The 13023-nt window shown below is 68.3% G+C and carries 10 protein-coding genes; 2 read left to right on the forward strand and 8 right to left on the reverse strand.

What is annotated here, in order from left to right:
- The first annotated feature begins 48 nt into the window (after positions 1–48).
- Positions 49–543: a hypothetical protein gene (locus tag EIZ44_RS19970; protein WP_134662597.1), complete on the forward strand. Its 495-nt coding sequence runs from the start codon at positions 49–51 to the stop codon at positions 541–543.
- A gap of 491 nt (positions 544–1034) precedes the next feature.
- Here EIZ44_RS19970 and EIZ44_RS19975 read toward each other — a convergent pair whose 3' ends face one another.
- Positions 1035–1559 (reverse strand): hypothetical protein, encoded by a 525-nt coding sequence (locus tag EIZ44_RS19975; RefSeq protein ID WP_134730387.1) that lies wholly within the window; start codon positions 1557–1559, stop codon positions 1035–1037.
- A 409-nt stretch (positions 1560–1968) separates the two neighbouring features.
- Between EIZ44_RS19975 and EIZ44_RS19980 the strand changes: the two genes are divergently transcribed.
- Positions 1969–2244 carry a helix-turn-helix domain-containing protein gene (locus EIZ44_RS19980; protein WP_037817372.1) on the forward strand — a complete coding sequence of 92 codons (276 nt, stop codon included), beginning with the start codon at positions 1969–1971 and terminating at the stop codon, positions 2242–2244.
- A 58-nt stretch (positions 2245–2302) separates the two neighbouring features.
- On the opposite strand, the gene EIZ44_RS19985 is transcribed toward EIZ44_RS19980, so the two are convergent.
- The 7 genes from EIZ44_RS19985 to EIZ44_RS20015 all read right to left on the reverse strand — a co-directional run bounded on the left by EIZ44_RS19985 (position 2303) and on the right by EIZ44_RS20015 (position 13021).
- The gene (locus EIZ44_RS19985) at positions 2303–3256 is read right to left on the reverse strand and encodes a M23 family metallopeptidase (RefSeq protein ID WP_101434550.1); all 954 of its coding nucleotides are present in this window, start codon (positions 3254–3256) and stop codon (positions 2303–2305) included.
- A gap of 6 nt (positions 3257–3262) precedes the next feature.
- Positions 3263–4297, reverse strand: coding sequence for a replication-relaxation family protein (locus EIZ44_RS19990; protein WP_037817374.1), 1035 nt, complete (start codon positions 4295–4297; stop codon positions 3263–3265).
- A gap of 70 nt (positions 4298–4367) precedes the next feature.
- Positions 4368–6869, reverse strand: coding sequence for a type IV secretory system conjugative DNA transfer family protein (locus EIZ44_RS19995; protein ID WP_051173148.1), 2502 nt, complete (start codon positions 6867–6869; stop codon positions 4368–4370).
- A 42-nt stretch (positions 6870–6911) separates the two neighbouring features.
- Complete coding sequence (locus tag EIZ44_RS20000; RefSeq protein ID WP_043839068.1) at positions 6912–7739, reverse strand: GP88 family protein; 828 nt, start codon at positions 7737–7739, stop codon at positions 6912–6914.
- A gap of 85 nt (positions 7740–7824) precedes the next feature.
- Positions 7825–9735: a VirB4 family type IV secretion system protein gene (locus EIZ44_RS20005; RefSeq protein ID WP_043839066.1), complete on the reverse strand. Its 1911-nt coding sequence runs from the start codon at positions 9733–9735 to the stop codon at positions 7825–7827.
- Positions 9732–10895: a PrgI family protein gene (locus tag EIZ44_RS20010; protein ID WP_037817383.1), complete on the reverse strand. Its 1164-nt coding sequence runs from the start codon at positions 10893–10895 to the stop codon at positions 9732–9734. Before EIZ44_RS20010 ends, EIZ44_RS20005 begins: the two co-directional genes overlap by 4 nt.
- Positions 10892–13021, reverse strand: coding sequence for a TrbL/VirB6 family protein (locus EIZ44_RS20015; RefSeq protein ID WP_043839064.1), 2130 nt, complete (start codon positions 13019–13021; stop codon positions 10892–10894). Before EIZ44_RS20015 ends, EIZ44_RS20010 begins: the two co-directional genes overlap by 4 nt.
- Between the last annotated feature and the right edge of the window lie 2 nt (positions 13022–13023).

Genomic DNA, 13023 nt, shown 5'->3' on the forward strand with positions numbered 1-13023 from the left:
CCCTGATCTCGGATGTCCGTCAAAACGGGTCAGGCCCACCCGGTTACCGTGGCCAATCGGATCGAGAAGCAGGAAGCCGACCGCAGGCGTCTTCAACGCGAACTCGCCGGCGAACCGGGCTGGGTGACCGAGACCGACGAGCACGGCCAACCGCGGCACCGCTGGGGAATCCAGCACCCCGGAGAGGAGCGCGCGGTCTACCTGCGGCGCGAAATCGCCACCCTCACCGAGCAAATCGACTACTGGAAGGGCGTCTACGCCCAGCTCCAGGCTGAGGGCAAGGCGTCCACGCTGGGGCCGGACACCGTGAGCACGGGCGACTGGGTGCTGTACAACAACATGTGGATGCGCGTACGGCGAGTCAACAAGAAGTCGGTCACCGTGCCGAACCCAGTCTTCCCGCCACCCCGGCGCGGAGAGAAAGAAGCCACCTGGACCGTCGCCTGGCACAAGCTGCGCGGCTACCGCACCACTGAGCAGATGCCGCCGGAAGTCGTCGACGCGTATGAGGCACCGGGCACCGACCCAGTCATTGATAGCTGATGCAGGCGCTCCGCAACCCGCCTGTTACGCGTGTGCCAGCGAACGACAGCGTGACGCACTCAATCACGCAACCCGCTTCGCTGCCCCGGGTCTCCGGCGACAGTGTCACGCTTATGACCGGGTCAGGTGCGCATCTCGCCACCATCTACCCGGCCGAGCGACACCCGGCCAACGAGGCACCGCACCCATCGGTTGCCGCTCGACCGTTTGACCCAGCTCGCCACCTGCAGCGTCAGCAGATAGTTCGGCGTCAACGGTGGCCGGCGCTCGTGGACCTCCTCGTCGCACCTGGGTGTGTGCCCGTGAATCGAAGTCGGCGACGTCCGCACTACTGCCACCGTCGCGCAAACCCGCAGGCCAGCAGTACGCCCCACACCCCTACTGCAGCCTGCACGCCCGCACGGATTGCGATCTATACGCCTGGGTCTACTCGGCGGATTCACCGCGAGTCAACCCCGGAACTCCCACGGCAGGTCTTCATGCCTCGAGGCTTACCGCATTGTTGCCCCGATGACGAGTTCATTGCGGGCAAGGCGCAGAAAATCGCTCCGAAACCCGCTGATTCTATCCATCGCATCCTCGGCGCTGAGAGTCCCCGCGGGCTCACCAGTCCTGGGATCGTCGACGTCGACGCCGTACATCATCGCGGGAAGCAACCACATGTCAGACATTCCTTTAGAGAAGAACCGGTGCATGTCGGGTGAACAGATCAGTTGAACTTCGGCAGCCTTTGCGCGAATTTTGTGGACATTGTTCAGATATTCCGAAGTGATTCCTTTGAGGGCCTCTTTACCACTTGCTTCGCGAATTCTGTCGAGCAGCGAATGAGCCCGGTTCAGGGATTGAAGCAGTTCACCAAAGATCAAGATCTTCGTGTCGCGGTCGAGTTTGACCGACTCGCGTTTGCTCTCCCGCGCCCACCGTACGTCTTCGCGTTCCTGTTCGCGGCGCCAGCGCCGATCCTCGCGCCAGGCGTTGACGAGTTGACCTGCGACCACCCCGACGAGCCCGATCATCCCAACAACGATCGGCACCCACACCGAACCTGTCCGCTTTGCATGTCTCGCAACGTATCGCGCCGGCCCGGCGGCGGCGTTTCCCTATCGCGACCAAGCCGCGAAGAGGCATCTGATGCCAGCGTACGACCGGCCCTGTATGCGCCGGGGTCAACCGGGCTGAGCCCCCTCGGCCGGACGAGGGGGCAGGTCAGGCCGGCGAGCGCATGTGCCGCCGAGGTCACCGTCTGTGGGTGCCGACGCCCCGTTGGACCAGTTCAGCCTCGGGCTGTGACCACGACACCCTAGTCGTGGCACTCCCTCTGGTCGCGGATTGTCTCGGTAAGGTGTCTAGGGCGACATAGTGTCGAACAGATGGACAGCCAAGCCCGGAGACCGGTCAACCTGGCCACGCGAGAGAGGGCCGCAGATGGACAAGGACGAGCACATCGCGCAGTTGCGCGCTCGCCGACAACGCGTGGAGGCGATCGAGACCACGCTGGAGAGCATCCGGGACGTGGAAAGCTCGCTGCAGGAGATGAAAGAGATCCTGACCAAGCAGCTGAAAGCCGAACGCACCGAGCGGCTCGCCGACATCCGGGAAGCAGACAAGGCCGGTGTGCCGAAGACCAGAATCTCTAAGGAGGTCGGCCTCAGCCGGGCGAACCTCTACAACCATCTCAAAGGCACCCCGGCCGACGAGTAATCCGCCGGGCTATCCCGGCCCGCAGACAGAAATCGAGAGACAACGCCACTGTGCGCACCTATCCGCATAGCTGGCCTCCTCGCTGCCGGTAGAACTCCACAGGGTCGACGGCCTGCCCATTGGCCTCGATCTGCAAGTGCAGGTGCGCTCCAGTGGACGCTCCCCGGTTTCCGACCGCGGCGATGGGCTCGCCGGCCCGAACGGATTGTCCTTCGCGGACCAGATTGTGGTCGTTGTGACCGTAGATCGTCACGATCCCGTCTCCGTGCTGGATGCGCACCCACAGTCCGTAGCCGGACGCCGGGCCTGAGCTGATCACCGTGCCGGAGTTGGCTGCCAGGATCGGCGTGCCTATGGGCGCGGCGATGTCGAGTCCTTTGTGGAGCTCATTGCCGCGGTACCCGAATCTGGAGGTGCAGGTGCCGCTCGTGGGGGTCGTCCAGCCGCCGGTCGTCGCACCGTTCGTGCAGGTGGCTCCTTGGACCGCTCCGACGATCTGGCGCGCTGCTGGCTCGAATTTCGCGTAGCGGTCGGGAAAGCCCGATCGCTGCACGGTCTGGGCAGCAACGGTGACCGGCATGTTCTGCCAGTTCGGAAGCGCCAGCAGATGCCGGTAGAACTGCTCGCTGCTATAGGCGGGGTCCATGATCTGTGCGACCGTTCCCCAGCCTTGCGAGGGCCGCTGCTGGAACAGGCCGACACTGTCGCGATCGCCATCGTTCAGGTTCTTCAGCCGTGACTCGGTGAGCGCCGCGGCGACCGCGACGACCCAGCCCTGCTCGGGCACGTTCATCCGTTTGCCGACCGCGACGATCGTCGCCGCGTTGCCCATCTCCTGTGGTCCGTACCCCGCTGCCGAGGTCGCACTGGCCCCAACAGGGGCACAGTTCGAGCCGCTGGCGGAACTGCTGGAACTGCCGAAGACGGCTTGAACCACCGCGATGGCGCCGCCGCCGATGAAGAGCATGATCACGACGACGAACCCGGCACCGGCGGCGGCCATCTTGCCCATGACGCATCACCTCCACGGACACGCGGGATCGGGCGGGGGCATCGGGGAGGGCGGGGCCATCTCCGGACGTGCGGCGCCAGGCACCGCGGCAGTCGGACGCTGCCCACCACCGGGAGCCGAGGCACGCAGGTCCGGCCAGAGGGTGGGCAGGTCAGCCAGCGCCACTCGACCGGCGGTGCCGGGCTCGTCGAGCCGTAGCCAGCGCGGCGCGGCCATATCGAGCGGGTCAGCGGTGGCCTCGCCGCTGCTGGTCGCCACGGGGACGCGTGCAGGCCGGTCGAGACCGCGCAGCGCCTCGGCCATCGCCCTGCGTGCGTTGACCTCGCGCCTGGCACTGGGCAGCCACACCAGCACGGGTGTGGTGATGCCCGTGACCTCGGCCAGCCGTTCGTAGCGGGCGAGTTTGCTCGCCAGGCGTGACAGTTGCTCGGTGCCGAAGTCGAACTCGATGAACCACTCGACGTCCCGGCCGGCCTCGCGCCAGCGTCCGTAGCCGTCCGGGGTGACGATGTCGCCCCAGTGCCGGCCGCACCGGGCGGCCGACCACCACGCCGCGAGCACGCCAGCGGCACCGGGCTGGCGGGCTCGGCGGATCAGGGTGGTGAACAGCCCGTTGCTGCCCACGGTGTGCGCCAGCTGCAGTGAGAACGCACGTCCGATCTCGCGCTCACGGCTGTAGCCCAGTTCTTTGGGGTCAATGCCGTCCTCGCGGGCGAGGGCGACGGCTCCGGCAGTGTCGAGGACGTAGTGCATCGGGTGCGAGCCGCGGTCGCGGTGCGGCTGGAACCGGTGCAGCACACCCCACTGGTAGAGGTTGCGCAGGCGCAGGTTCGCCCCGCGGCGCCCGGTGAAGGCGATGTCGATGATCTGAGTGCTGGTGAGCACGTGGTGCTCGAACAGCATCCGGCACAGCCACCGGTCGCGGTCGGTGAGATGCCGGGCCAGCCACGCGTGGTGCTCGGCCGAGTTGAGCACGCGCGCAACAGGTCGTTTCGGCCGATGCGTGCGCAATTGCCTTTGCGGCGTGGGATTGCTCGCCATGGTTACAGGCACCTCCAGGTCTGCGGGACGCGGGAACGCCGTGCGCACCAACGGAAAAGGCTGAGCGGGGTCAGGCCGCGCGGCGTGGATCGAATGTCACCGGCTGGTCGTTCTCGGCCGGTTCGGGTGTGTGTCGAGGTTCGGTGTTCACGAGCGCGAGTCGACGGATCTGCTTGGCTCGCCCGGGAATCGCGGGCGGCAGCTTCTCGGTGACCGCAGTGAACGGAGGAGCTTCCTCGCTGTCGAGGACCAGTCGCGCGGCGATGTGGAAGCGGCCGAGGTTGGCGAGGTCGTGCTCGGAGAGCCGGGGCGCGGTGTGCCGGGCCAGGTGCCGGGCGTCTTCGGGCGACGCCGAGAAAATGATCTTCGAGCGGGCGTTGGTGCTGATGCCTTCCTCGAGTTCGCGCGGCAGCTGCCGCAGGTACTGGTGCGCGAGCGTCATCGACATCCGGTAGCCGCGGGCTTCGGCGAGCATGTCCTCCATCGGGTACGCCAAGTTGAGGAAGTTGTGGCACTCGTCGATGTAGAGCGCGGCGTCGTGGCGGTCGCGCTGCGGTATCCGGGCGCGTCGGGTGGCGGCCTGCCAGGTGCGGGCCACCACGATCGAGCCGACCAGCCGGGCGGTGTCCATCCCGAGCGCGTCCTTGCCCAAGCGCACCAGGCAGATTCCGCCGTCGAGCACGGCGTCCATGTCCACGGTGGACTCACCCCCGGCGAGGGATGCCCGCACGAACGGGCGCAGCAGCAGGCCGCGGAGCTTGTTCATCAGGGGCGCGACGACTTGTGCCCGGCTGGCGGCGGACAAATCGTCGTACCAGTGCCAGAAGCCGGTCAGGACGTCGTCGGAGATCTGTTCGAGCGCACGCTGCCGGAAGGCGGGCCCCGTCAGCAGTTTCGGCAGGTCGGTCAGCGTGGGTGTGCCGGGCAGCTCGCGCAATGTCAGCAGCCCCGAGCGCAGGATGTCCTCGGTGCGCGGCCCCCAGCTGGAGGCGTAAACGTGGGAGAAGATCGAGACCAGGTTGTCCACCGTGCGGGCGGTGTCGTCGCCTTCGAGTGGGTTGAGCACGGGCGGCTGGTAGCGGCTGTCGGCGTCGAAGAGCACGACGTTCTTTCCGAGCCGTGATGGCAGCCGCATGAGGGTGTCGGCGACCAGGTCTCCCTTGGGATCGATGACGACCAGTCCGCGGCCGGCGTCGGCGTCGGCGAGGATCATCCGCGCCATCAACTCGGACTTGCCCGAACCGGTCGCACCCAGGATGTGCAGATGATGGCGCGAGTCGGCGACGCGCAGCCCCACCGGCCGGGGGTGGCCGGAGTCGGTGATCCCGATCGGTTTCACCCCGGCTCCCTCGGTGGCGATACCCGGTGGCGGCGGAACCGCCTTCGCCCCGGCGCGCTGCAAACCGGGCACGGCCTCGTCGGTCGGGACGTGCGCGAGCGCGGCCAGCTCGGCGATCGAGAGCAGATCGCCGGAGGTGAGGCGTCGTTCGGACACGGACTTGACCGGATGCGTGAGCCGGACGCGACGGTAGTAGTTGTGTTCGCTGTAGGCCGCGAACGCGCTGGCGATGGCATGGCCGCGTCCGCGCAAGTGTTCACGCACCGGAACCCGCTCAGCGCTGGTCGCGTGCTCGTCGACCAGGGTGGCCACGGCATAACGGATGCGGGTCTCGTACTGGGAGCTGCGCTGTTTGGTCACGATGACCCGGTCCTGCGCCGAGGTTTCCAGGGAGGTTTGGTGATCGACGACCTGCTTCTTGGCGGTCGTGCTGGGCTTGCGTGATCCGGTGTGCGGGGTGATGAGGTCTAGCAGGCGTCCGGCCAGCTTGACCGAGCTGCCTGCGCGGGCCTGGCGGGCGGCTCGGCGAGCTTTGCGAACACGAGCGCCGGTGACCGGGCGCGCGAGGATCTGTACTACGGCACGTTCTTGGATGGCCATGCCGACCGGGGCGCCCAGCAAGGCGCGGACGGGATCAGCGGGGAAGTCCGACCGGATAGGAAGTGCTTCGCTCCGGGCCAGGCGCAGTTCACCGCCTACGGCCTCGACTGCTTTGCCCGGCGGATTGGACAAGGGGATCGGCGGCTTGGCGGGTGCGGTGCGGGTGTGCGCGCCGGGCCAGGCAGCCTCGATGGCGCGCTCGGCCATGCCGGGCGGCACGACGCCCGGCAGCCACAGCCGCAAGGCAACCCCGGTGTGGGAAAACACGTACTCCCACACGATGTGCGGCTGGCCGTGCATCCGCCGTTTCCAGCCGGATCGCAACAACCCGACCAGGTTGGAGTACAAGGCCGCTGCGCCGTCCGGATCGACCGTGGGCGGAGCCAGCACTGTGACCACCCGGGCGTCGGCGGCCATCCGGTCGTGGCACCGGCGCGCCCACCACCGGCGCCCGGCCACGACGCCAGTCACCGCGAGCGCAATGGCCGGCCCGGCGAGTGGCCCCCAGGACAGTGCGAATTCCCGCAGCGCGGCGAAGACAGCGCGCACTGCGGCACCGGGATCGCGGAGGTAGTCCTGCAACGGCGATGCGAGCAGCCTCGCCGAAGCGGCAAAAGACTGGGTAGAAGGCATCAGAAATCCCCTCTCGCAAGGAAGAGTCGTAAGGACGTGGATTCAGGCCGCGTGTCGCTCGGCATCGTTCACGCTCGCTCGGGCTTCCGGCGTCGGTGCAGGAGCGGACGGGTCGTTGGGTGCGAGCCGCAGATGACGCTGCCGTCTGTGTGCCCGTTCGGCGTCGATCTCGGCCTGCCACTCCGACAGCCGTCGTCCGCCCATGCGCTTGAGGAACTGCGGGATGCGGTTCGCGGGCACCCCGACCAATCGCGGGCCGAGCACGGCGAGCAGATCCGAGGCTTCCTGCGATGACCACTCGGGGGCCTCGGTGATGGCGTCCTCATCGGGAAACACATCGGCGACCCGGTCACGGTCGGGATCGATAAACGAATCTTCACGACCGCCGTAGCTGTAGACCCACAGGAAGTTCTCGGGCGGGCCCGGTTCGATCAGTCGCTTGAACCGCCGAACTTCCTTGGTATACGCATAGAACGTCACCTGCGGGCAGGCTCGCATCACGCGACACCACGCCAAAGTGTAGGCATCGCTGAAAAAATCCCCTGCGTCGTGCACCCTGATAAATTTCCCGGCGAGGCGCGGTGCCGACAGTTCACTGATCATGGCTGCTTCCCAACCGGGCAAGTCTTCGAGGACGTACGCGAGATTGGCGGTATGCTTGGCTTTGACCGCAGGGAAGAGATAGGTTCCATTGCGCGCGTAGCAGATCCGAGCGCATGCGCTTGCCGCCGGGCAGGTCACCTGCGTGCGTCCGTCGGGCAGCCGGGCGGCTAACGCGGGCAGAGTCCAGTTCCAGACACCGATTGCGCGCATCTCCCGGTTTTGCGTCAGCAACCGACCCGGTCGGGTCACGCTGGCGGAAGAAGACATACGACACCTCGCAAAAGAAGTCAGGCGAGCAAATAAATTGGGCAGAACGGTTGTGGTTCAGGAGGCCCGCATGTGGCGGGGCAGGCTATGCGGCGATGTCGAGGTCGACGTGACCGTCAGCGTCCGCATCAAGAGCCAGCTCAGTGTCATGGACGCCGAGGTCCACAAACGCGCCGTCGTCCGTGCTAGATTCGTGCTCCGCGTACCGCGCCAATTCGGCCGGATCTGTAGTGATGAGCGCGTTTTCCTGCGGAGACGCCAGCGACTGGAACGCGACTCTCTGTGTCCCGGTCGAGAGCAGACCTTGCCCCTTGTCCGCGGAAATCAGGAACTGCCTCTCGCCCTCGGACAGGTTGAAGGTTGCCACGATCTCCTCGATCGCTTGCGGCGCTTGACGGAGAAGAATCTGCGTAGCCGCGTTCGCGATGATCGCCTTGCCCAGGTTCGTCCCGAGGACGTCCCCGACATCTTGGGTCGCGATCGTCAAGCCCGCCCAGTGTTTCCGGGCTGCTTTGGCCATCCGGTGCAGAAACCGCGCCCCGGCAGGGTCTTGCATGAGCAGCCATGCCTCGTCGACCGTGATCAGCCTTGGCCGACGGATGGCCGGGTTGGACACCCGCCGCCACACCGTGTCCAGCGTGAGCAGCGTCCCGATCGGCCGGAGTTCGTCGGGCAGGTCCCGCAGGCTGAACACGGTCAGGTGTCCCTCGGGCCTTGTGGTGGTGGGCCCGGAGAACATTGGGGAGAACGCGCCCTCGACGAACGGGTGCAGCCGGGTGCCCAAGTCCGCCGCGACCGGGTCTGCGGTGCCGGTGAGGGCTGCGGCGAGGTCGGCCAGCAGCGGCGCCTGCCGGCCCCAGGTCCGCGGGTCGCTGGTGATCCCGGCCTGCTGATAGGTGGCCATGATCGCCCGGTCGAGCACGGCGCGTTGCTGTGCAGACAGGTCGGTGCCGAGCAGCACCCCGGTGACGGTGTGCAGGAACAACGCCCGCCGGGTCAGGGCGTCTTTAGGCGCGGTGCGACGCCCGTCCGGGCGGACGGCGATCGGCAGGTCGAACGGGTTGATGCGGACGTCAGCGTCGCCGAGGTGGATGTAGGTGCCGCCGATGGCCTCGCACAGCCGCCGGTACTCGTCCTCCGGGTCGATGATCGCGACCTCGACCCCGCGGTAGAGGCTGCGCAAGGTTTCCAGCTTCACCAGGTACGACTTGCCCGCGCCGGAGCGCCCGAGCACCACCGCGTTGTAGTTGTCTGCGGAAAAGCGATCCCAATGCACCAAACCCTGCGAGCCGACGTTGAACCCGTATAGCACACCGGCCGGTGCGGCGACACTGGTCGGGTCAGCGGGAGGCAGATCGGGGCTGGTGAAGGGAAACGCGGCGGCCAGCGCACTGGTGTCGAAAGTTCTGCGCATGCCGATCAAGTCCAGCGCCAGCGGCAGGGTGGACACCCAGCCTTGCATCGACCGGTAGGTGGTCGGCTGGGCGTTCATCAGCAGCGACGCCGCGAGCGCCCGCACTGCGGCGACCTGCTCGGCGAGATCGTCTTCGCTGGTGGCGTGCACGGTCAGATACAGCCCGAGCCGGTACAACTTCCCTTCGCCGCGGGCGACGCGCGCCGAGAGGTCGTAGGCGTCTTCGGTCGCGGCCTCGACCATCGGGTCCAGCAACCGTCCCTTCTCGCTGGTGTGCCGTCGCCCGGACTCCAATTTGGACAGCTGGCGCTTGAGCCGGTTGGCGGCGGTGACCGGGTCGATCGGCTCGATGTGCAGCGACACGTCCACGCGGCCGGGGTAGGACAGCAGGGGTTGCAGCCACCCCGCGTGCACCTCGCGCGGATAGCCGGTGATCGCGAAAGAGGAGACCCATTCGCCGCCGATCTCCAGATGCCGGGGCGCGACCGACAGCGAATCCGGTGTGAACGCACTGGCCCTTCCCAACGGTGCATTCGTATCCCGCGCGCCGCGGCCTCGATCACGGCCGAACTTCCTGCTCATAGGTCCCCGCCCTCCCACTCATCCAAGGCCGACGGCTCCGGCGGCGCGTTGTCACGCCCGGCCCGGGTGGCCGTGCTTCGGTGATGGACTGGCGGTTCGTCGTCGGGATCCGGGGCAGCGGTGGTGATCACCTCGTCTGCACCGGCCAGACCCGCCGAGGGCGGGATCAGGCTGTCGGGATTGCACGCGGTGGCCAGCACGGCAGTGGCCTGCCCAGCGTCCAGGGGCGTGATCGTGATCCCGGCCGGGGAGAGCAGTTCGGTGGCTTCGCCCAGCCTCCGCACGAGCCGGGCCTCCGCCGAGCGCCGCGCGGTCTCGGTGATCTCGCCGTCCCGTCCGCGGGCGCGTCGCGCCCGCAGCAGGGTGAGCGGGGACGCGCCGCCGAGCCCGTCGGTCGGCCCCGTTGCGCGGACCGGCTCGCGCAGCACCAGCAGCACCTGGCGGCGCAACAAATCGGTGGAGCGGCGCAACTGGTCCAAGTAGGTCGCGTGCTCCCGTGCGGCGGCTTCGAGCATCGGATGCGGCAGGCCGGGGGCGGCCTCGCGCAGGTCGCTGATCTGGCGGCTCAGGTCGAGACGTTCGGCCCGGATGAGCACCTGCACCGGCGCGGAGATCGAATGCAGATACCGGCCGAAGCTGGCGACCAGCGCCTCCTGCTCACCGGGCGTGCGGAGCGCGAAGTTGACGGTGCTGGCCACCGCGACCATCGCGACCCCGTCGGGGCCGAGGTCGACGACACCGGCCTCGGTGACCCCTTCCGCGGGCAGCCGCAGCGCCGCCGGAGACACCTCCGATGTGCCCGCCGCGCCGGTGGCGTCGGACGCGGTGATGCTGCTGGTCAGCCACTCCGGTGCGGGCCGGACACCTTCGGGGGCGGCGACCCGGCGGCGGGGTTGCAGCCGCTGGCGAAGTGCGGCGAGCACGAGCCGGTCCAGGCTCATGCCGTCGCGTCGCCCCAGCGCCAGGACCGCGGCGGTGACCCCGATAGGAATCGCGACGATCAGGAACGCCGGCAGCGGGACCACACCGCGGGCTAGCGTCCAGCCGCCGTAGAGCACGATCCCGGTCACCGCGAGGATCGCCAGCTGACGAACGGTGAGATTGGCTAGGACGCGGTCTTCGCGGTCGACGTCGGCAGGGATGCGCACGGGCTGAGTCATGACTTCTCACCTCCGCGAGGCGGGGATGTCGGCGCGGATTTCGGTGGGGTGGGCGCCCGGAACGTCACCGGCGGGACGGACGGCGTGCGCGGGCGGGCGTCTCCGAGGCGAGGCTCCGGGTGCGCGGTCCGGAACGCCGGTGCGGCGGGTGGCGCCGTCGCGGGCGTGACTGGCCGGGACACGTGGGACGGGTCCGGCGTCGGCGGTTGGAACCGCAAGTGCGGCGGAACTGCGGCCGCCGCGACCGGCCGGGCCGGGGGCGTGTTGCCGCTTGCGCGGCGCGGTGCACCGGGTGCTTGGAACCTGGGCGCCGCCGGAGCCTGCCTGCGGCGCCGTCCGGCCGGCGGTGGGACTGGAGTGTCGGGTTTGGATGCTGAACTGAATTCGGGCATGACGGGTCCTTGATTGGCCGGGGTGACGGCTGGGTCGTGGGTGGTCTCCTGGGGGCCGGGCTGCAGAAACTCCGGTCGCTGCGAGGGCGGGCGAGGGTGCTGGGCAGCACGGGTGCGCTCTTTGTCGTAGGCCGCCTGCATCCGCTGGTTGACCGCCTCCGGTGTCGGCGCGATCCGCGGCTGAGCGGGCCACGGCGGATCGGCAGCGGCACCGCCGCGCTTACTGCCTTTTCCGCCACCGGCGACCGCTCCGGCCTTGCCGAACCCTCCGGACTTCCCGGCGACCATCCCGAACGTTTTCGCCGCGATGTACGCCTTCGCGAGCCCGCCGAGGAAGGAACGGCCGCTGCCGAGCTTGGTGGCCGAGAGGAACCAGAACGGAATCTTGAACAAGATGTAGAACAAGGTGATCGCGGCGATGAGCATGCCGAGCGCGGACAGTGTCGAGCCGAACAGACGCACCCCGCCGGACAGGAAGGTCCGCACGGCGTTGATCAGCACGAGTGACTGGGCAACCTGGATCGCCAGCGTCGCGCCGAGCGCCTTCCACCACCACCGGGCGATGCCATCTGTATGGGGCAGGCAGTGGCACATCAGAAAAAGCGGCCCGGTGACAATGAGAATCAGCGTGATGACCACGCGGAAGACGTAGACGATCAGCAGGGCGATCCCGACGACCACGAGCACCAGCGCCAGCAGGATCATGAAGAACCCGCCGGAGACCGCACCCTCGACGGCGTCCTTGAGCGTGGACCCCACCGACGGCGGATTCACTCCGTCGCCGAGCACTGCGGCGGACAGCGCGTTGGTCAGCCGGATGAGCTTCTCGGCGAAGAACAGCGACAGCGCGGAGGCGAGGAACCCGATCGGGATCCGCGGGCCGATCTCCTTGATCGAATACCGTGCCTGCACCGTCTCGTGGGACATCACCACGATCCCGGCGACGAGGAGCAGCATCCCGTAGCAGGCCAGCACGATCTGCCACGAGTTGTCCCACAGCTCGCCGATGCCGGGAAGCTGGTCCAGCGTCGGCGTGGTCAGCGCGGTGTGGCCGAGCAAGTCCAGGATCGGCGACAGGGCGGCATTGACCAGATCCTTGAAGACACCGTTGATCGCCTTGGCGATACAGCCGGTGATGTTGGTCAGCCCGCACTCCGGATCGTCGTTTCCCGTACTGGGACCGCCCGGTTGCTGGCCAGTGCTCGGCGGCGGGGTGGGCTGCGGAATGCAGTCCTCGCCTGTGCACGGCGGGTTCGGTTGCGCGCTCGTGCTTGGTGCGGTGGTCGGGCCGCCGGGGGTGCATCCGATCTGGCCGGGAAAGCAACTTGTCGGCGGCGGCAGCTCGGTGATCGGCGGCAGCGGCGTCGCTGGGACCGACGGGCGCGGAGAGCCTGTCGGAAAGTGACACGACGGGTCCGGCGAGTTCGGGGCACACGAGTTGCTGGGGTTGGGTGGTAGCGGCAACGGAGGCGGTTGCTGCGCCAGCGCCGCCTGCTGCGCACCGGGCTGCGGGGGCGCGCCGGGCGAGGCCCATGCACCGACGGCCAGCACACTGCCGAGCACCACCGTCAGGCCGAGCGCCAGCAGCCAGACCAGCCGCCGCCGGGAACCACGGCCGACGCGCTGCGGTGCGAGCAGGACCCTCTCCCGGCGCGCCGGGTCCGCCGGGCGTGCGCCGGTGCCGGGCTCGCCGCGATCGGGTTCGGACGGGCCGGGGTGTCGGGGCGCGGCCATGG

The organism is Amycolatopsis nivea (assembly GCF_004522235.1).
Classification (GTDB): domain Bacteria; phylum Actinomycetota; class Actinomycetes; order Mycobacteriales; family Pseudonocardiaceae; genus Amycolatopsis; species Amycolatopsis nivea.

Excerpts from the sequence above, each read along its gene's own strand:
- EIZ44_RS19975 (WP_134730387.1), bottom strand. The coding sequence starts at position 1,559 with ATGATCGGGCTCGTCGGGGTGGTCGCAGGTCAACTCGTCAACGCCTGG.
- EIZ44_RS19980 (WP_037817372.1), top strand. The coding sequence starts at position 1,969 with ATGGACAAGGACGAGCACATCGCGCAGTTGCGCGCTCGCCGACAACGC.
- EIZ44_RS19985 (WP_101434550.1), bottom strand. The coding sequence starts at position 3,256 with ATGGGCAAGATGGCCGCCGCCGGTGCCGGGTTCGTCGTCGTGATCATG.
- EIZ44_RS19990 (WP_037817374.1), bottom strand. The coding sequence starts at position 4,297 with ATGGCGAGCAATCCCACGCCGCAAAGGCAATTGCGCACGCATCGGCCG.
- EIZ44_RS19995 (WP_051173148.1), bottom strand. The coding sequence starts at position 6,869 with ATGCCTTCTACCCAGTCTTTTGCCGCTTCGGCGAGGCTGCTCGCATCG.
- EIZ44_RS20000 (WP_043839068.1), bottom strand. The coding sequence starts at position 7,739 with ATGTCTTCTTCCGCCAGCGTGACCCGACCGGGTCGGTTGCTGACGCAA.
- EIZ44_RS20005 (WP_043839066.1), bottom strand. The coding sequence starts at position 9,735 with ATGAGCAGGAAGTTCGGCCGTGATCGAGGCCGCGGCGCGCGGGATACG.
- EIZ44_RS20010 (WP_037817383.1), bottom strand. The coding sequence starts at position 10,895 with ATGACTCAGCCCGTGCGCATCCCTGCCGACGTCGACCGCGAAGACCGC.
- EIZ44_RS20015 (WP_043839064.1), bottom strand. The coding sequence starts at position 13,021 with ATGGCCGCGCCCCGACACCCCGGCCCGTCCGAACCCGATCGCGGCGAG.